The organism is Dickeya sp. NCPPB 3274 (assembly GCF_000406205.1).
In the GTDB taxonomy this organism is placed as follows: domain Bacteria; phylum Pseudomonadota; class Gammaproteobacteria; order Enterobacterales; family Enterobacteriaceae; genus Dickeya; species Dickeya fangzhongdai.
The window spans coordinates 4,727,688-4,746,710 of sequence record NZ_CM001979.1; the positions used below are offsets into that span (position 1 = coordinate 4,727,688).

19 protein-coding genes are annotated in these 19,023 nt (G+C 57.3%); 10 read left to right on the forward strand and 9 right to left on the reverse strand.

Annotation, left to right across the window (positions count from 1 at the left end; genetic code table 11):
* Positions 1 to 66: 66 nt before the first annotated feature.
* Positions 67 to 1,341 (forward strand): murein hydrolase activator EnvC, encoded by a 1,275-nt coding sequence (gene envC, locus DXX3274_RS21120; protein ID WP_050569914.1) that lies wholly within the window; start codon positions 67 to 69, stop codon positions 1,339 to 1,341.
* A 41-nt stretch (positions 1,342 to 1,382) separates the two neighbouring features.
* A complete protein-coding gene (locus DXX3274_RS21125) occupies positions 1,383 to 2,288 on the forward strand; it encodes a divergent polysaccharide deacetylase family protein (RefSeq protein WP_042862261.1) in 906 nt (301 codons plus the stop codon).
* 37 nt (positions 2,289 to 2,325) lie between these two features.
* On the opposite strand, the gene tdh is transcribed toward DXX3274_RS21125, so the two are convergent.
* Both tdh and DXX3274_RS21135 read right to left on the reverse strand, forming a co-directional pair.
* A complete protein-coding gene (tdh, locus tag DXX3274_RS21130) occupies positions 2,326 to 3,348 on the reverse strand; it encodes an L-threonine 3-dehydrogenase (RefSeq protein ID WP_042861524.1) in 1,023 nt (340 codons plus the stop codon).
* Positions 3,349 to 3,358: 10 nt separating this feature from the next.
* Positions 3,359 to 4,555, reverse strand: a complete 1,197-nt coding sequence (locus tag DXX3274_RS21135; RefSeq protein WP_042861526.1) for a glycine C-acetyltransferase — start codon at positions 4,553 to 4,555, stop codon at positions 3,359 to 3,361.
* Positions 4,556 to 4,817: 262 nt separating this feature from the next.
* On the opposite strand from DXX3274_RS21135, the gene rfaD reads away from it, so the two are divergent.
* The 5 genes from rfaD to DXX3274_RS21160 are packed head-to-tail and all read left to right on the forward strand — an operon-like array spanning position 4,818 to position 10,014.
* Entirely contained in the window at positions 4,818 to 5,750 is a 933-nt protein-coding gene (rfaD, locus tag DXX3274_RS21140; RefSeq protein ID WP_042861527.1) for an ADP-glyceromanno-heptose 6-epimerase, read from the forward strand.
* A gap of 30 nt (positions 5,751 to 5,780) precedes the next feature.
* Positions 5,781 to 6,833, forward strand: a complete 1,053-nt coding sequence (gene rfaF / locus DXX3274_RS21145) for an ADP-heptose--LPS heptosyltransferase RfaF (protein WP_042861529.1) — start codon at positions 5,781 to 5,783, stop codon at positions 6,831 to 6,833.
* Positions 6,830 to 7,801 (forward strand): lipopolysaccharide heptosyltransferase RfaC, encoded by a 972-nt coding sequence (gene rfaC, locus DXX3274_RS21150; protein WP_042861530.1) that lies wholly within the window; start codon positions 6,830 to 6,832, stop codon positions 7,799 to 7,801. Before rfaF ends, rfaC begins: the two co-directional genes overlap by 4 nt.
* Before the next feature lie 12 nt (positions 7,802 to 7,813).
* A complete protein-coding gene (rfaQ, locus tag DXX3274_RS21155) occupies positions 7,814 to 8,899 on the forward strand; it encodes a putative lipopolysaccharide heptosyltransferase III (RefSeq protein ID WP_042861531.1) in 1,086 nt (361 codons plus the stop codon).
* On the forward strand, positions 8,896 to 10,014 hold the full coding sequence (locus DXX3274_RS21160) for a glycosyltransferase family 4 protein (RefSeq protein WP_042861532.1): 1,119 nt from the start codon (positions 8,896 to 8,898) through the stop codon (positions 10,012 to 10,014). Before rfaQ ends, DXX3274_RS21160 begins: the two co-directional genes overlap by 4 nt.
* 94 nt (positions 10,015 to 10,108) lie before the next feature.
* Here the strand turns inward: DXX3274_RS21160 and DXX3274_RS21165 are convergent, their stop codons facing one another.
* The 3 genes from DXX3274_RS21165 to DXX3274_RS21175 are packed head-to-tail and all read right to left on the reverse strand — an operon-like array spanning position 10,109 to position 13,538.
* A complete protein-coding gene (locus DXX3274_RS21165) occupies positions 10,109 to 11,311 on the reverse strand; it encodes an O-antigen ligase (RefSeq protein ID WP_042861533.1) in 1,203 nt (400 codons plus the stop codon).
* Complete coding sequence (locus DXX3274_RS21170) at positions 11,311 to 12,417, reverse strand: glycosyltransferase family 9 protein (protein WP_042861534.1); 1,107 nt, start codon at positions 12,415 to 12,417, stop codon at positions 11,311 to 11,313. The genes DXX3274_RS21165 and DXX3274_RS21170 overlap by 1 nt, the downstream gene beginning before the upstream one ends.
* Complete coding sequence (locus DXX3274_RS21175) at positions 12,414 to 13,538, reverse strand: glycosyltransferase family 4 protein (protein WP_042861535.1); 1,125 nt, start codon at positions 13,536 to 13,538, stop codon at positions 12,414 to 12,416. Before DXX3274_RS21175 ends, DXX3274_RS21170 begins: the two co-directional genes overlap by 4 nt.
* Before the next feature lie 549 nt (positions 13,539 to 14,087).
* On the opposite strand from DXX3274_RS21175, the gene waaA reads away from it, so the two are divergent.
* The 3 genes from waaA to coaD are packed head-to-tail and all read left to right on the forward strand — an operon-like array spanning position 14,088 to position 16,625.
* Complete coding sequence (waaA, locus tag DXX3274_RS21180; protein WP_039691888.1) at positions 14,088 to 15,365, forward strand: lipid IV(A) 3-deoxy-D-manno-octulosonic acid transferase; 1,278 nt, start codon at positions 14,088 to 14,090, stop codon at positions 15,363 to 15,365.
* Entirely contained in the window at positions 15,365 to 16,156 is a 792-nt protein-coding gene (locus tag DXX3274_RS21185) for a glycosyltransferase family 2 protein (protein WP_042861536.1), read from the forward strand. The genes waaA and DXX3274_RS21185 overlap by 1 nt, the downstream gene beginning before the upstream one ends.
* A complete protein-coding gene (gene coaD / locus DXX3274_RS21190) occupies positions 16,146 to 16,625 on the forward strand; it encodes a pantetheine-phosphate adenylyltransferase (protein WP_042861537.1) in 480 nt (159 codons plus the stop codon). The genes DXX3274_RS21185 and coaD overlap by 11 nt, the downstream gene beginning before the upstream one ends.
* Positions 16,626 to 16,643: 18 nt before the next feature.
* Here the strand turns inward: coaD and DXX3274_RS21195 are convergent, their stop codons facing one another.
* The 4 genes from DXX3274_RS21195 to rpmB form a co-directional block, all read right to left on the reverse strand.
* Positions 16,644 to 17,630 (reverse strand): glycosyltransferase, encoded by a 987-nt coding sequence (locus DXX3274_RS21195; RefSeq protein ID WP_042861538.1) that lies wholly within the window; start codon positions 17,628 to 17,630, stop codon positions 16,644 to 16,646.
* Positions 17,631 to 17,648: 18 nt separating this feature from the next.
* Complete coding sequence (gene mutM, locus DXX3274_RS21200; protein WP_042861539.1) at positions 17,649 to 18,458, reverse strand: bifunctional DNA-formamidopyrimidine glycosylase/DNA-(apurinic or apyrimidinic site) lyase; 810 nt, start codon at positions 18,456 to 18,458, stop codon at positions 17,649 to 17,651.
* A gap of 75 nt (positions 18,459 to 18,533) precedes the next feature.
* Positions 18,534 to 18,701: a 50S ribosomal protein L33 gene (gene rpmG, locus DXX3274_RS21205; protein WP_012763802.1), complete on the reverse strand. Its 168-nt coding sequence runs from the start codon at positions 18,699 to 18,701 to the stop codon at positions 18,534 to 18,536.
* An 11-nt stretch (positions 18,702 to 18,712) separates the two neighbouring features.
* Positions 18,713 to 18,949, reverse strand: coding sequence for a 50S ribosomal protein L28 (gene rpmB / locus DXX3274_RS21210; RefSeq protein ID WP_012763801.1), 237 nt, complete (start codon positions 18,947 to 18,949; stop codon positions 18,713 to 18,715).
* Between the last annotated feature and the right edge of the window lie 74 nt (positions 18,950 to 19,023).

The following is a 19,023-nucleotide window of genomic DNA, read 5'->3' on the forward strand; positions in this document are numbered from 1 at the left end:
ATGGAAATAGAAATCCCTGACGAGACAACTGGTAAGGCGCTGTTCATCGTGGAATAATCTTTCGCCATGAGCAAAAAAGCGTTCTCTGTACCGTTGCCGACGGGTCGTGACAAACTGTTAATCCGGTGCGCCAGTGTGCTTTGTGTCGGCGTGCTGCTGTTGCCATGCCCCGGCTGGAGCGACGACGGCCAGCAACAGTTAAAATCCCTGCAGCAAGACATCGCAGAGAAGGAAAAAAGCGTCCGGGAACAGCAGCAACGCCGCAGCGCCCTGCTTGAGCAACTGAAAAAGCAGGAACAGTCGATCGCTCAATCCACCCGTCAACTACGCGACACCCGCGCCACCCTTGAACGCCTGAGTCAGGATGTCGGCAGCCTGAACACCTCCATCGCCAAACTGCAAACCCAACAGAAAACGCAGGAAACCCTGCTGGCGAAACAGCTGGATGCCGCGTTCCGTCAGGGCCAGCATGGCGCCCTGCAACTGATCCTCAGCGGTGAGGAAAGTCAGCGTCGCGAACGCATCCTCGCCTACTTCAATTACCTGAATCAGGCGCGTGAGCAATCCATCACCGCGTTACAGCAAACCCGTACGCAGCTTGCCAGCCAGAAGCAGCAACTGGAGCAGAAACAGGCGCAGCAAAAACGCCTGCTCGGCGACCAACAGCAGCAGCAGAAAACGCTGGAGCAGGCGCAGAGCGAACGTCAAAAGACGCTGGGCGCGCTGGAAAACGCATTGGAAAAAGACCAGCAACAACTGACGGAGCTGCGCCAGAACGAAACCCGTTTGCGCGACCAGATTGCGCGTGCGGAACGGGAAGCCAAGGCGCGAGCGGAGCGAGAAGCCCGCGAAGCAGCCAAACTACGTGAAAAAGAAGAACAGGCCAAACGCAGCGGCGCCAGTTACAAACCCACTGAGCAAGAGCGTTCGCTGATGGCGCGTACCGGCGGTCTGGGTCAGCCGGCCGGCCAGTACGTGTGGCCGGTGCGCGGCCGTACGTTGCACCGTTTCGGCGAACCGTTGCAGGGCGAACTGCGCTGGAAGGGGCTGGTGATCGGCGCATCCGAAGGCACCGAGGTGCGCGCCATCGCCGACGGCACCGTGCTGATGGCCGACTGGCTGCAGGGCTATGGTCAGGTGGTGGTACTGGAACACGGTAAGGGCGACATGAGCCTGTATGGCTATAACCAGAGCGCGCTGGTGTCGGTAGGCGCGCAGGTGAAAGCCGGTCAGCCGGTGGCGCTGGTCGGCAGCAGCGGCGGGCAGAATCAGCCCGCTCTCTATTTTGAAATTCGACGTCAGGGACAGGCGGTCAACCCCTTACCCTGGCTAGGAAGGTAGGTTTGCGTCCATTCATTTCCCGCTTGCTGGCTATCACCGGCATGACGCTCACCAGCACGCTGCTGGTCCTTCCCGTCTGGGCAGGAAAACTGGCGCTGGTGATCGATGATTTCGGCTACCGCCCGCATAACGAAAATCAGGTGCTGGCGATGCCCACCGCCATTTCCGTGGCCGTGTTGCCCAATGCGCCATACGCCCGCGACATGGCGACCAAGGCCCATGCGCAAGGCAGAGAAGTGTTGATTCACCTGCCGATGGCGCCGATGAGCAAGCAGCCGCTGGAGCGTGACACGCTGCGCCCGGACATGAGCAGCGAGGAAATCGCGCGCATCCTGCGCGATGCGGTCAACAAGGTGCCTTACGCCGTCGGGCTGAACAACCACATGGGCAGCGCCATGACCGCCAGCCTGCCGGGCATGCAGAAGGTGATGCAGGCGATGACCGCCTACCGCCTCTATTTCCTCGACAGCATGACCATCGGCAGCAGTCAGGCCAGCCGGGCGGCGGCCGGCACCGGCATCAAGGTACTCAAACGCAAGGTCTTCCTGGACGACACCCAGAACGTCGCCGACATTCGGCGTCAGTTCAGCCGGGCGGTGGAGATCGCACAACGCAGCGGATACGCCATCGCTATCGGTCACCCTCACCCCACCACCATTCAGGTGTTGCAGCAGATGTTGCCCACGCTGCCGGCCGATATCGTACTGGTGCGCCCCAGTCAATTGCTGAACGAACCGGAGCCGCGCTATGCGCCGGTGCCGACGTACCTCGCGTCGCAACCGACCGCACCGGCGCAAAAACGGCTGCGCCCCATCCAGGTCTGCGCGATCAAACAGCCGCTGCCGGCGATCTCTCAGTCGGATCTGTGGCGGCAGCTTGGACGTAATCTGGCGACCAGTCCCGCCGTCAGCTACCTGAAACAGCACTGGCGAACCTGGCTGGGGTAATACGGCGAGCTGCGTCGTCTATCGGCGGCGCGGCCGGTTACCAGCTCAGCACCACCTTGCCGGACTGGCCGGAGCGCATCACATCAAACCCGTTTTGGAAATCGTCAATGGCGTAGCGATGGGTGATGATCGGCGACAGATCCAGTCCGGACTGGATCAATGCCGCCATCTTGTACCAGGTTTCAAACATCTCACGGCCGTAAATGCCTTTAATCACCAGCCCCTTGAAAATGATTTCACTCCAGTCCACCAACATGGCTTCCGGCGGGATACCCAGCATGGCGATGCGACCGCCGTGGTTCATCACCGACAGCAGCGTGCGTAAAGCCGCCGGCGCGCCGGACATTTCCAGCCCGACGTCAAACCCTTCGGTCATGCCCAGTTCCCGCATCACGTCGGTCAGCGATTCCCGCGACACATTCACCGCCCGGGTAACGCCCATCCGCCGCGCCAGCGCCAGCCGGTAGTCATTGACGTCGGTAATCACCACATGACGGGCGCCGACATGGCGGCAAACCGCCGCCGCCATGACGCCAATCGGCCCCGCGCCGTTTACCAGCACGTCTTCGCCCACCAGATCAAACGCCAGCGCCGTATGCACCGCGTTACCGAACGGGTCGAAAATAGCAGCGATGTCATCGGGAATCGCCGCCGGGATACGGAACGCGTTATACGCCGGAATCACCAGATATTCGGCGAAAGCCCCCGGCCGGTTGACGCCGACGCCGGAGGTATTGCGGCACAGATGCCGGCGTCCGGCACGGCAGTTACGGCAATAGCCGCAGGTAATATGCCCTTCGCCCGAAACCCGATCGCCAATCCTGAACCCTTCCACTTCCTGCCCTATCGCCACGATCTCACCGACATACTCATGCCCGACCACCATCGGCACCGGGATGGTTTTCTGCGACCACGCATCCCAGTTGTAGATATGCACGTCGGTGCCGCAAATGGCGGTTTTGTGGATTTTGATCATCACATCGTTGTGGCCCGGCTCCGGCGCGGGAATGTCAGTCAGCCAGATGCCCGGTTCCGGGCGCAGTTTCGCCAGCGCTTTCATCATTTTCACCTCACTTCACCACGCCCAACCGACGGCCGACCCGGATAAACGCCGCTACCGCCCGTTCAATCTGTTCCGGCGTATGCGCCGCCGACATCTGGGTACGAATGCGCGCCTGCCCGTGCGGCACCACCGGGTAGAAAAAACCGGTGACATAGATGCCTTCCTGTCGCAACGCCGCCGCAAATGTCTGCGCCAGCCGGGCGTCGCCCAGCATCACCGGAATAATGGCGTGATCCGCGCCCGCGAGCGTAAACCCCGCTTCAGTCATCCGCTGACGAAACAGACTGGCGTTATGCCACAGGCGCTGACGCAGCATCTGCCCATCCTGTAACAGGTCCAATACCTTGATCGACGCCGCCACAATCGACGGCGCCAGCGAATTGGAGAATAAGTACGGCCGGGAGCGCTGACGCAGCCACTCCACCACCTCCCGCCGGGCGGCGGTATAACCGCCGGACGCACCGCCCAGCGCTTTGCCCAGCGTGCCGGTAATAATGTCCACCCGCCCCATCACCTGGCTGTATTCATGGGTGCCGCGTCCCTGTTCGCCGACAAATCCCACTGCGTGGGAGTCGTCCACCATCACCAGCGCGTCGTAGCGCTCCGCCAGATCGCAAATACCGCGCAGATTGGCGATCACGCCATCCATCGAAAACACGCCGTCGGTGGCAACCATCAGATTACGCGCCCCTTCCGCCCGGGCCTGTTTCAGCCGTGCCTCCAACTGATGCATATCGTTATTGTCGTAACGATAACGGCGCGCTTTTGACAGGCGAATGCCGTCGATGATCGACGCATGATTGAGCGCATCGGACACAATCGCGTCGTTTTCCCCCATCAGGGTTTCGAACAACCCGCCGTTGGCGTCAAAGCAGGAGGAGTAGAGAATAGCGTCCTCCATGCCGAGAAACGCCGCCAGCCGGCGCTCCAGCGTCTGGTGAATATCCTGCGTACCGCAGATAAAACGTACCGACGCCATGCCGAAGCCGTGGCTATCCAGCCCGGCTTTAGCCGCGTCGATCACCGCCGGGTAGTTGGCCAGCCCCAGATAGTTGTTCGCGCATAAGTTAATCAGCTCACCGCCGTCCGCCACCGTGATTTGCGCCTGCTGCGCCGTGGTGATCGGCCGTTCATCCTTAAACAGCCCCTCGTCGCGCAGCGAGGCAAGCTGGGCGGTCAATTGGTGATAAAACGCATCAGGCATGGCGCGGCTCTCCTTTTCGTCCTTCATCGGAATTACCGCCAAGCGGCGGTAGGTCTTATGGAGGTAAAGGTAGTGGAGAAATGCGAGCCGGGCTGACGGGTCAGCCACAAAATGCCACAGCGATCACGCCGGAAATGCGAAGCGGTTGGCAAGACGCGGCGGGAAAATCCGCACAGGATGTCTGTGATGCGTCGAAATGCTATTATAGCGGTCAATAGGTGTGGAGCACGGTGCTCCACCAGCAAGATAGCAGGTAACTCCCATGATTATCGTAACTGGCGGCGCTGGTTTCATCGGCAGCAATATCGTGAAAGCGCTGAATGATGACGGGTATCGGGATATTCTGGTGGTCGACAACCTTAAGGATGGCACCAAGTTCGCCAATCTGGTCGATCTGGACATCGCCGATTACATGGATAAGGAAGATTTCCTCGCCAGCATCGTTGCCGGTGACGATCTGGGCGATATCGACGTTATTTTCCACGAAGGCGCCTGTTCCTCCACCACCGAGTGGGATGGCAAGTACATGATGGATAATAACTATCAGTACTCCAAAGACGTGCTGCACTACTGCCTGGAGCGCGGAATTCCATTCCTGTATGCCTCTTCTGCCGCTACCTACGGCGGCCGTACCGACAACTTCGTGGAAGACCGTCAATATGAGCAGCCGCTGAACGTCTACGGCTATTCCAAGTTCCTGTTCGACCAGTATGTGCGTGAAATTCTGCCGCAAACCAACTCACAGATTTGCGGTTTTCGCTACTTCAACGTCTACGGGCCGCGCGAAGGCCACAAAGGCAGCATGGCCAGCGTGGCGTTCCACCTGAATAACCAGATCAATCAGGGTGAAAAACCAAAACTGTTCGCCGGCAGCGAAAATTTCAAACGCGATTTCATCTATGTCGGCGACGTGGCGGCGGTGAACCTGTGGTTCTGGCAACACGAAGTTTCCGGCATCTTCAACTGCGGCACCGGCCGTGCCGAATCCTTCCAGGCCGTGGCGGATGCCGTACTGGCTTATCACCAGCAAGACGGCGTGGAGTACATCCCCTTCCCGGAAAAACTGAAAGGCCGCTATCAGGCCTACACGCAGGCAGACCTCACCAACCTGCGCGCCGCTGGTTATGAAAAGCCGTTCAAAACCGTAGCGGAAGGGGTCGCCGACTACCTGACCTGGCTGAACCGCAACGCCTGATTCGCTTTGCCGTAAGGAAACACGAACGGTATGAAAATTCTGGTTATCGGTCCTTCCTGGGTGGGCGACATGATGATGTCGCACAGTCTTTACCGCACCCTGAAGGCCGAACACCCGGACGCCATCATCGATGTGATGGCGCCGGCCTGGTGTCGCCCGCTGCTGGCGCGCATGCCCGAAGTACATCAGGCATTACCCATGCCGCTGGGACACGGCATGCTGGCGCTCGGCGAACGTCGGCGACTGGGCGTATCGCTGCGCGAGCAGCGATACGATCGCGCCTATGTGCTACCCAATTCCTTCAAATCGGCGCTGGTGCCTTTTTTTGCCGGCATTCCGCGTCGCACCGGCTGGCGCGGTGAAATGCGCTACGGTCTGCTCAATGACCTACGGGTTCTGGACAAAGCCGCTTTCCCGCTGATGGTGCAGCGCTATGTCGCGCTGGCCTATGACCGAGCCCGCATTCATACCGCTGCTGATTTGCCTCAGCCTTTACTGTGGCCGCAGCTGGCGGTGAATGACGCCGAAATTGCGGATATCACCGCCGCCTTTAATTTGACCGACGCCCGGCCGCTGATTGGTTTCTGCCCCGGCGCCGAGTTCGGCCCGGCCAAACGCTGGCCGCATTACCACTACGGTTCGCTGGCACAAGCGCTGATTGAACAAGGTTATCAGGTCGTTTTGTTCGGCTCGAACAATGACCGTCAAGCGGGTGAGGACATCCGTCAAACCCTGAGTGCCGATGACCGCGAACATTGTCTTAATCTGGCCGGGCAGACTGTGCTGGATCAGGCGGTGGTGTTGATCGCCGCCTGTCAGGCGATCGTCAGCAACGACTCGGGTCTGATGCACGTGGCAGCGGCGCTCAACCGCCCGCTGGTGGCGCTGTACGGCCCCAGCAGCCCGGACTTCACTCCGCCGCTCTCCCACCAGGCCGAAGTCATCCGCCTGATCACCGGTTATCACCGGGTGCGCAAGGGCGATACCGAACAGGGGTATCATCAGAGCCTGATCGATATTCAGCCGCAACAGGTGCTGGATGCCCTGTCACGCTATCTGCCCGCCAAAGGGGAGCCTGCATGAGGGTATTGATCGTCAAAACGTCTTCCATGGGCGACGTGCTGCACACCCTGCCCGCACTCACCGATGCGATGCAGGTGATTCACGGCATCCAGTTCGACTGGGTGGTGGAAGAAGGTTTTGCCCAGATCCCCGGCTGGCACCCGGCGGTTGACCGCGTTATTTCGGTGGCAATCCGCCGCTGGCGCAAAAGCTGGTTCAGCCGTGAAACCCGCGCAGAGCGGGCCGCGTTCAAAACACTGCTGCGGGAAAAACGCTATGATGCGGTCATCGACGCGCAGGGGCTGCTGAAAAGCGCGGTGCTGGTAACCCGTCTGGCCCTCGGCAACAAGCATGGGCTGGACTGGAAAAGCGCCCGCGAGCCGCTGGCCAGTTGGTTTTATCAGTATCGACATCCGATCGATCGCCAGCAGCACGCGGTAGAACGCATCCGGGAACTGTTTTCCGTCAGCCTGAACTACCGCAAACCGACGGAGCAGGGCGATTATGCCATTGCGGCGCGTTTTCTGTCGGTACAACCCGCCGACAACCAGCCGTATCTGGTGTTTCTGCATGCTACCACCCGGGATGAAAAACACTGGCCGGAGTCGCACTGGCGCGAACTGATTGCGCTGGCCGAACCTCGCGGACTGCGCATCAAATTGCCCTGGGGGGCGGAGCACGAGCACCAGCGGGCGCAGCGACTGGCAGCCGGGTTTTCTCACGTGGACGTGCTGCCCCGGCTTACTCTGGAACAAGTCGCAGGCGTGCTGGCGGGCGCACAAGCCGTGGTCTCGGTGGATACCGGGCTCAGTCACCTCGCCGCCGCGCTCGACCGCCCCAACATCACGCTGTACGGCCCGACCGACCCGGGATTGATTGGCGGCTATGGCCAAAACCAGCATGTCTGCCGTCCGGCAGGCAGCCGCGATCTGGCGGATCTCCGCGCCGCCGATGTGTGGCAGCACTGTGCTTCTCTATTGACTGAATAAGGCGGTTTTACTGTGACCTCACCGCGTAAGGTTGAACTCCGGCGAATCCTTATTACCAAATTCCGCCATCATGGCGATGTGCTGCTGACATCGCCGCTATTTTCCATTCTGCGTCAGCGTTATCCGGACGCTCAAATCGACGCGCTGGTGTTTGCCGACACGGCGGAAATGCTGTCGCTGCATCCGGCGATTGACCAGCTTTATACCGTCGACAAAAAATGGAAAAAACTCGGGGCGTTCGGTCATCTGGCGAAAGAGTGGGCGTTGCTGAAAACACTGCGGGCGCAACGTTATGACGCCATCATTCACCTGACCGAGAGTATGCGCGGTTTATGGATCGCACGTCTGGCGGGCATCCCGCTCGGCGTCACCTTTCGCAACAGCTCACGCGACAAACTGTCGTTCTGGAAGAAGACGTTTCAGTATCGCGTACCGCGCATTGCGCGCCGCCACACGGTGGAATCCCATCTGGATACCCTGCGAGTGCTGGGGATCCAGCCAGAACCGGAAGCGCGTCGGTTACAACTGATCGCCGGCGAAGAGGCCGATCGGGCGGTAGACCAGAAACTGCGGGCCCAGCAATGGCAGGGGCAACCCTTCATCGTGGTTCATCCAACATCGCGCTGGCTGTTCAAATGCTGGAAGAGCAGCGCCATGGCGGAAGCCATCAACACCCTGTGCGAACGCGGCCACACCATCGTGCTGAGCGCTTCGCCGGCGGAAAGCGAAATGGCGATGATCGCCGACATCAAGTCGCGCCTGACCCATCCGGTGCTGGATCTGGCCGGCCAGTTGACGCTCAAACAGCTGGCGAGCCTGATCGGCAAAGCGCAACTGTTGCTGGGCGTGGACTCGGTGCCGATGCATATCGCGTCTGCGATGCAAACGCCGGTGGTGGCGCTGTTCGGCCCCAGCGGAGAAACCGAATGGGCGCCTTGGATGACCATCAACCGGGTGATAGTCTCCGACCGCCATCCCTGCCGCCCTTGCGGCAAAGACGGCTGCGGCGGCAGCAAGGTTAGCGACTGTCTGCAACAAATCAGCGTTCAGCAGGTGTTGCTGGCGGTTGATTCAGCACTGCTGGAGGCACAGGGATGAAACTGGCTATCGTGCGGCAGAAATACCGCCCGGACGGCGGGGCGGAGCGCTTCGTTTCCAGAGCGCTCGACGCACTCAGCAACCACCGTTCACTGGATGTCAGCGTTATCACCCGCGGTTGGGAAGGCGCGGAGCAAGCCAATCGCAACGTTATCATCTGTAACCCACGCATTACCGGCCGGGTCCAGCGTGAAAGCGCGTTCGCACAGGCCGCTCAGCAGCACTTCGCCGCGTTCGATCTGGTGCAGAGCCACGAACGTATTCCAGGCTGTCATATTTACCGCGCCGGCGACGGCGTTCATCAGTCCTGGCTTACCCAGCGCTCGCGAATTCTCAACCCGCTGCAGCGGCGTCTACTGTGGTGGTCCGGTTTTCACCGCTATGTGATGGCACAGGAAAAGGCGATGTATCAACATCCATCGCTGAAAGCCGTGATCTGCAACTCGCAGATGGTAGCGGATGAAATCCGCCACTACTTTGGCGTGCCTGCCGATAAAATTCATCTGATTTACAACGGGGTAAACACCGACACCTTTACCCCCAACCTGCGCGCGACCTACCGCCACGCGCTGCGTCAGCAACTGGGTGTACCGCACGACGCGCCGGTGATGCTGTTTGTCGGTTCCGGTTTCGAGCGCAAAGGGCTGGCGGGCGCGATTCACGCTATCAGCGGCGTTCCTCAGCATCCGCACCTGATCGTGGTGGGGAAGGATAAGCACAGCCGCCGTTACCAGCGTCTGGCCCGGCGACTCGGCGTCGCCGATCGGGTTCATTTCGTCGGTATGCAGCCGGATACCCGCCCCTATTACGGCGCGGCGGATATGTTGCTGCTGCCGACGCTGTACGACCCGTTCCCGAATGTGGTGCTGGAAGCGATGGCCAGCGGATTGGGGGTGATTACGTCACAACAGTGCGGCGGCAAAGAGTTTATCCAGCCAGGTTTGAACGGGTTTGTTTGCGATTCGCTGGACTATGACGGTCTGCGCCAGTCGGTACGACAGGCTTGCGAAACCGGGTTCGACGGATTTGGCGAACAGGCGAGAGCCAAAGTGGAACGCTACGACCTGCGCTTTCTGAGCGATAACATGCTCAAACTCTATGAACAGTTGATTTGATGCTATACCGGGCGCGCCGCGCTTTTCGGCGCCTGCCTTTCGGTAAAAGAAGCCGGGTCATGACCGACGTTACGTCCATGACCCGGCAGTCAGATCAGATAAAGCGCTGACGATCGTAGCGATACTGGCTCAGCCACAGTGCAAAACAGAGCATGCTCAGATTGGCATGTTCATGATGGAAAGTGGTGTTAACCAGCCCGACCACCAGCGTGACCACCAATGCCGAGCAGGCCGTTCCCCACGACAGCCAGGAAACCGGCAACGCATTTTTCTTCGGTATATAACGCACCAGCGTCACACCCATCGCGCCAAACAGACTGAAGACCCAAAAAGCTCCCCAGATACCGTTTTCCGCCAGTACGTTGAGATAGATATTGTGCGAATGGGAAATATGGCTGATCACGTTGCCCGGATTCACAATGTCCACTTTCTGGAAGTTTTCCTTGCCGACGCCAAACAGCGGATGCTGCTTGATTTCGGTTAGCGCCGAACGCCAGATGACATCGCGATAACTCAGTACGTTATTGGCCGCCTCATTTTGCTCCTGCTTGACCACCACGCGAGCATTGCTGAGCAGAGCGATACCGATCAGGCCGATGATAAACAGCACCGGCAGGTAAATAAGGCGTTTATTTCTTTTGGCGAACCCCAGGCAGAGTATCGCCACTACCGCCATCATCGCCCCAAAGGTCGCCCGGCTTTCACCAAACGCCACATAGACCAGAGACAGCGCCAGCATGGCAATCCACATCAGTCGTTTGCCAACGCTCAACGTCGACCAGTAACTGAACAGAACAGCCAGCACCATCCCGCAAATAATGGCGTTATAGATGGCGGCGTGATTCACATGCCCCACCGAGTTGAGCGTCCAGTACGATTCCCTGGCGAGGTAAAAGTGTTCCCACGCGCCATAAATCAGGCCGACGAACGTCCCCAACGTGGCCCAGAACACCAGACCGATTTTCTGCTTTTCGCTGAAACTGGCGCGATAAATCACCCAACCGAACAACATATAGCGGGCCACATCGGTCAGAGAACGCACCTCAGTGTGATAAGCGGAAAAAGGCAGACCAACCAGATACGAGAGTATGTAAAGGGCAAAAAACAGATCCCATCCTGACCACTGGCGCGCTTTTTTATTCATGACCGCCTGAACGATCACCCACAGCAGCAACAGCGCCATGACGATGTTTTTAGGCGCTTCGGCCAGCGGGTTAACAAAAATAGCCAGCGCACTGAGAAAATACAGGCCGCGATTATCGGTACGTCGGGTGCTAAACGATAACTGAGTTGTCATTAAATCTTTCTCAACAAATGGGTAAAAGCCGTCTGAATCTCAGGGAGGGAAATCTGTTGCATACACGCGGCCTGCCCGTCACAGAACTGCAGGCAGCGCGTTTCATTCCGATTGCACCGTTCAAGCCAGGACAATTCGCGGCCAAATAGCGTGTGCTGGTCGCGACAGGGAATCGGATGGAAACCGATGTTGATAATAGGGTTATTCTGCCAGAAGCGGCCGGGGCCAAACGCGACTGGATTACCCGGACCATACAGCGTCATGGTCGGGGTATTGACCCATTTCGCCAGATGCGCCACGCCGGTGTCGGCGCAGATCAGCGCTTTCGCGCCCGCCAGCAGTGTCAGCAGTTGCGACAAAGACAACTCACCGGCAAAACTGCGATAACGCCGCTCTGGGTCAATCGCGTCAACGATATACCGTTCATTGCCGCCGCCGCTCCATACCGGGGTGTAACCTTGCGCCGCCAGCCAATCCGCCAACGCCAGCCAGCGCTCCGGCGGCCAGAAACGCACCGGATTGCTGGCGCCGACATGCAGTACGACAAAAGGCGACTTCGGCGGGGAAAAATCGCACGCTGGCGCAGACCAGCGCTGAGGCGCAGGCAACTCGCCGTCCGTCAGAGCGGCCATTGCGTCACCCCACGCCATCGGTTCGACCGGATAGTCACGGTATTCATTAACCGGCCAGCTCTTGGCGTTGTGCAGCGCAGGCCGATGCGCAACGATCCAACGACTGCCCGCCGCCAGCGCCAGCCAGCTATAGCGGTTGTCGCCTGGAATCAACGCCAGATCATAGGGCCCGCTGTTGACAATCGCCGACACCGACGCCGCCGAAGCGGGTTGATAAGGCATCGGCACTACGCCGTAGGGATTCAGGCGATAAACCTCGACAAACGGCGGCTTGCACAGCAGCACGATTTCCGCCTGCGGGTAATTACGCCGCAGCTTGGCCAGCAACGGCGTCAGCATCACGGTATCGCCCAGCAACAGATTGTGGGCGACCAGAATGCGTTTCACCGCTGTCGGCGCGCGACGCCAGGGCTTTTTCAGCAACTGCGGCAGACCGCGCGGAAAAATCCGCAGCCGGGCGGAAAATTTACTCATGAACGAGTCGACCGCAGGCTATTCCGGAAAATGGTGGTCATTCTGTCGAGCATGATATCCGCGCCAAACTGCTCGGACGCGCGTTTGAGCGCCGCTTCGCCAAACTGGGCGCGCAACGCATCGTCGCCCATCAGTTGACGCAATTTCTGTTCCAGCAACGCGGTGTCTTTGGGCGTAATCAGATAGCCGGTCTGTTCATTGACCACCGCTTCGTCAATCGCGCCGACCGTGGTCGACACCACCGGCAAGCCGCAGGCCATCGCCTGCATGATGCTTTGCGGTACGCCTTCGTTGCCGTAGGAGGGCAGCACAAACAGATCCATGCTGTTCAGGCAGTCCGGTACATCGTCGCGGTTGCCCAGAAAAATGACCCGATCGGCCAGCCCCATCGATGCTACCTGCTGTTCCAGCGCCTGACGCTGCGGCCCGTCACCCACCATCAGCAACTGCCAGTCCGGAAAATCCTTCGCCAGCGTCTGCCAGGCCTCCAGCAGATAGGTGTGCCCTTTCCAGGACCGCATGGTCGCAAGAATACCCAGCGTCGGCCGATCCGGCACGCCGATGGTTTGACGGGCGCTCTGTCGGGCAGCCTGACGATAAAAATTCAGGTCGATGCCGGTCGGCACCGAGGTCATATGCGACAACGGATAGCGATTGTCGCGATGCAACTGCTGACGCAGCCGTTCGCCGGTGGTGGCGATGTGGCGGGTTGCGGTCATGTACAGCCAGCGGGTGGTCAGCGAGCGGTTGATGTCGGTGGAAACATGGCGGGTACGCACCATCGGCGGCACCCGTTTTCCCAGCATCAGCCCGGCGACCGCTACCAGCCAGGCATCGGTGGAGCTGTGCGTATTGATAATATCGAACGCGCAGCCGTGCTGACGCAGCCAACCGACCAACGCCAGCAGGGACGACAACCGTTTTTTCTCGATCGGCAGCCCAACCACGGCAATGCCCCGCGCCTGCGCTTCGCGATAAATATTGGAGTGCGGACAACACAGAATAGTGACCTTATGGCCACGCTTCATCATCCCCTGAGACTCCGTAAGAATACGAATTTCCTGCCCGCCCCAACCACAAGAGGACTCGGTATGTAATATATTTAAAGATGTGTCTAACATCTTTTTATACCTATATCAGATAAGCCTTAAATCATAAACCGCCTATAATACATGAAGGCCAGCGAAGAATCCTGTACAAAATGCGTTCGTCATACGTTAAAGAGAGGATTGATTTAAGATCGGAATCGTAAAACGGAATGTCGCCAGGCTGTTCAACTTTCTGCCATTTTTCGATAGCGTCATCGCCCTCCGCCCACGGTATAAACACATTTTGAAATAAACCACCACATCATTAAATATTATTTGATAATTCACTTTATGAATTGATGAATATATTTCCCTCACTGGTTAAAAACAGAGTAAATATTTATTTACCTTGTCTTTTTATTTTAATTATTACACCTCATTTTTTCTCTGATCGATGTTTCCTCAGACCAATAATCCTGTTTGTCATCAATCATTAATCCAACGTGTAACGGTGCAATTTCCAGCGCTAATTCCCTGTTTCTCCGGTAGAAAGGAGAACACCGGCCGAACCCGGTTAAAATGATAGATTTAGCCGCTATAAATATATAGAATTCGCTATCGCCGACTATAATACCGATGATTATGTTACAAACGCTGTACACCTTTCTGTTTTACATGATCCAGCCGCTTATCTGGCTGCGCCTCTGGCTCCGGGGCCGCAAAATCCCCGCTTACCGCAAACGTTGGGGGGAGCGCTACGGCTTCTACAAGAATCAGGTAAAACCCGAAGGCATACTGCTGCATTCCGTCTCCGTCGGAGAGACGCTGGCCGCGGTGCCGCTGGTCCGCGCCTTGCGCCACCGCTATCCATCCCTGCCGATAACCGTCACCACCATGACGCCGACCGGCTCCGAGCGCGCTTTATCCGCATTCGGCAAAGATGTCTACCATGTCTACCTGCCCTACGATCTGCCCGGCGCCATGGCGCGCTTTCTCGATCATGTGCAGCCGCGTCTGGTAATCATCATGGAAACCGAGCTGTGGCCTAACCTGATCACGGCGCTACACCAGCGCAAGATCCCGCTGATCATCGCCAACGCCCGTCTGTCCGAACGTTCCGCCAACGGCTACCGCAAACTCGGCCGCTTTATGCGTACGCTGCTGCGTCGCATCACCCTCATCGCGGTGCAAAATGAAGAAGATGGCGAGCGCTTTATCAATCTGGGGCTAAAACGCACCCAGTTGAACGTGACCGGCAGCCTGAAATTCGATATCTCCGTCACGCCGGAACTGGCCGCGCGCGCCGTGACGCTGCGTCGTCAGTGGGCGCCGCAGCGCCCGGTGTGGATCGCCGCCAGTACTCATGAAGGCGAAGAAAAGATCATCGTCGATGCCCACACCGAGTTGCTGAAAGCCTTCCCCACGCTGTTGCTGATTCTGGTGCCGCGCCATCCCGACCGTTTCGACGACGCCAAAGCAATCGTCCGCAAGGCCGGGCTGGAATATACCCTGCGCAGCGCGGGCACCGTGCCCCCCGCCTCGTCTCATGTGGTGATTGGCGATACCATGGGTGAACTGATGCTGCTGTACGGCATTGCCGACCTGGCGTTTGTCGGCGGCAGCCTGATTGAGCGAGGCGGACATAATCCGCTGGAACCGGCCGCGCACGCCATACCGGTGCTGATGGGGCCGCATACCTTCAACTTCAAAGATATCTGCGCCCGCCTGCAGGAATCCGATGGGCTGATCACCGTGCGGGATACCGCATCGCTGGTGGAACAGGTCACCACCCTACTGTCTGACGATGATTATCGCCGTTATCACGGCCACCATGCCGTGGACGTACTGCACAAAAATCAGGGCGCGCTGCAAAGTCTGCTGGCTCTGCTGGAGCCCTATCTGCCGCCACGGAGTCAGTAATGAGCCGGAAACGCCTGTCCGTCGTTCTTATCAGCCATAACGCGGCGGAGCTGCTGCCCGACTGTCTGGCGTCGGTCGACTGGGCCGACGAGATTATCGTGCTGGATTCCGGTAGCGGCGACGGCACGCTGGATGTCGCCCGCCGCCACGGCGCACAGGTTTATCAGCACACCGACTGGCCCGGTTTCGGCAAACAGCGCCAACTGGCGCAACAGTACGCCAGCGGCGATTACATCTTCATGATCGATACCGACGAGCGGGTCACGCCGGCGCTGCGGCAGTCCATCGAGGCGACGCTCGAATCCCCGGAAAGCGATGCCGTCTACCGCTGTGCGCGCCGCAATCTGTTTCTGGGGCGCTTCATGCGCCACAGCGGCTGGTATCCGGATGAAGTTATCCGCCTGTATCCCAACCGCTACCGTTACAACGACAACGCGGTGCACGAATCCCTCGATTATGGCGCCGCCCGGGTGATTTCGCTGGACGGCGACCTGAAGCATCTGACCTGCCGGGACTTTTTCAGTTTCCAGCAAAAGCAGTTCGCCTACGCGGAAAGCTGGGCGATAGAGCGCTTTCGTCAGGGCAAACGTTGCGGTTTCGCCGCCATCGTACTGCACACGCTGGGAGCGTTTGTCAAAACCTGGCTGTTACGGGCCGGCTTTCTGGACGGCAAACAAGGACTGCTGCTGGCCATCGTGAATGCACAGTACACGTTTAACAAATATACTGGTCTATGGGCCCTGAATAACCGGCGCGACACTCACCAGGAACATCAGCACCATGAAGACTAGAGCCATCTATCCCGGCACCTTTGACCCGCTGACCAACGGCCATCTGGACCTGTTGACACGCGCGACGCGCATGTTCGATCACCTGATTCTGGCTATTGCCGCCAGCCCTGGCAAAAAAACGCTGTTTACGCTGGAAGAACGAGTGGCGCTGGCTAAAGAAGCCACGCGGCATCTGTCGAACGTCGAGGTGGTTGGGTTTACCGATCTGATGGCTAATTTCGCCCGGCAGCAGCAGGCGACGATTCTGGTGCGGGGGTTACGCGCCGTGTCTGACTTCGAATACGAACTGCAACTGGCCAAAATGAACCACCACCTGATGCCGACGCTGGAAAGCATATTTCTGATGCCATCGGAGCAGTGGTCTTTCATCTCATCGTCTCTGGTTAAAGAAGTTGCCCGTCACGGCGGCGACGTTTCACACTTTTTGCCCGCCCCCATTGCTCTGGCGCTGCAGCAGAAGCTGGCATGACGTATTTGTTATTAATATTCAGAGCCGGGAATAAATATACATCGTCATAGTAAATCTTAATGCATACCAGAGTTCAGATAGGCTTTTCGGATGCATGTATAACAAATGACAGATATTTTCTTTTATTACACGGCGAGAGAGCTCTCGACGAAGAGGCGACTGGGAAACACCTTTTCTGATCAATCCAAATAAATTTCGGCTTTCAGACTGAGCATGGCTCAACAAGGCAATATATAAATCTCTGTCATCTTTTCTGGTTTTAGCTATACGGGTAAGACAAGAAATAATATCAATATAACTATTTGTTCTTGAATGAATTTTTTCGAAAGAAACAGATCGGGTGATTGAGTTTACATTTCCACGACGGTATCCATAAATCGGTTTTTCACAAAAACCAATACGTTTTACCGACAGCGCCAGCAGAGTTGTCCATAAGATATCCTCATGTAACATACCGCGAATAAACGAGAGTTCTCCCTCTAAGATGATTTCTCTACGAATCAGCTGCAACCATGCAAAATGGGGCCATTCTTTGTTGTTAACACAATGAACAATCCATTCCTCACCTGAAATGAGATCTCCCCAGGGCTGTTTCGTGAGTAATGTCTTCCCAGATTCCTGAATAGGATCATCCTTAAAGGTGAAGGCATTCCCGATTAAAACATCGACATTCTGGTTTTTGGCTTCTGCCACCCAGTGAGAGAACATATTCGGTGAGACCCAATCATCACCGTCAACAAATCCGATATATTCTCCCTGGGCCTGTTTTAACCCCGCATTACGAGCAGCAGACAATCCTTGATTTGGCTGGTCAACGATTATTATCCGCGAATCCTGCTGTGCAAAATTCTTCAATATTGCCAGGCTGTTATCAGTTGAGCCGTCGTTAACAGCAATGATCTCAAAAGAAATATCATCCTGCTGGAGTAAACATGGAAATAAGACATCCAGATATTTTTCACAATTAAAAACTGGCACGATAATGCTTATATCTATATGACCCATTCGATTCCCCATGCGTTGTTAACGCTGGCAACATTTACAAAAAAAAGTACTGCGCTGGCCCTGCTTGATGCTCTCAATCGGCGTGCCGCAATGGTGGCAGGGCTCGCCGCTACGGCCATAGACCTGTAACTCCTGCGCAAAATAACCCGGTTTGCCGTCAGACTGCAGGAAATCCCGCAGCGTGGTGCCGCCCTGCTCAATCGAGCGTTGCAATACCTGTTTGATGGAACGTACCAGTTGGTCCGCTTCAACCTCAGACAACGAACCCGCCGACCGGTTCGGCAGAATACCGGCGTTAAACAGCGACTCGCTGGCGTAGATGTTGCCTACGCCCACCACCAGCTTGTTGTCCATAATCCACAGCTTGACCGGCGTTTTACGGCCGCGGGATTGGGTGAACAGATAGCGACTGGAAAAGTCGTCGCTCAGCGGTTCTGGCCCCAGATGCGCCAGTACCGAGCTGGTCGTTGGATCATCGCACCACAGCCAGGCGCCGAAACGACGCGGGTCGGTATAGCGCAGCACCTTGCCGCTGTCCATCACCAGATCGACGTGGTCATGCTTATCCGGCTCGCTGTATTGCGGCAATACCCGCAAACTGCCGGACATGCCAAGATGGACGATTATCCAGCCGGTCGGCAGTTCAATCAGCAGGTATTTGGCGCGCCGCTGCACACTCAGCACCGGCGTATCGCTCAGCGACAGAATTTCAGGAGAGACGGGCCAGCGCAGGCGCGCGTTACGCACCTCGGCATACAAAATGGTATGACCGACCAGCCAGGGTGAAATGCCGCGGCGGCTGGTTTCCACTTCGGGTAATTCTGGCATGCGTCCTCCGGTGAAACGTCCTGCTGAAGCGATAAAAAAACCCGGCCGAAGCCGGGTTTTTCAGGTCCACTAAAATTACTTGATTTTAGCTTCTTTGTAGACGACGTGCTGACGAACGACTGGATCGAATTTTTTCAGTTCCAGTTTTTCCGGCATCGTACGTTTGTTCTTCGTAGTGGTATAGTAGTGACCAGTACCAGCAGAAGAAACCAGCTTGATCTTCTCGCGAACACCTTTAGCCATGATTCAGTTCCTTAATACTTTTCACCACGGGCACGCAGATCGGCCAGAACCGCTTCGATACCCTTTTTATCGATAACACGCATACCTTTAGCAGATACGCGCAGCGTTACAAAACGCTTCTCACCTTCAACCCAAAAACGATGGGAATGCAGGTTTGGCAGAAAACGGCGTTTAGTCGCATTCATTGCGTGGGAACGGTTATTACCGGTCACCGGACGCTTGCCAGTAACTTGGCAGACTCGGGACATGTCTATTCTCCAAAAATCAAATCAGCTCGAGCTTCGTAGAGGGTGTCGGCCGCCTCGTCAGGCTTTAGAGCCCA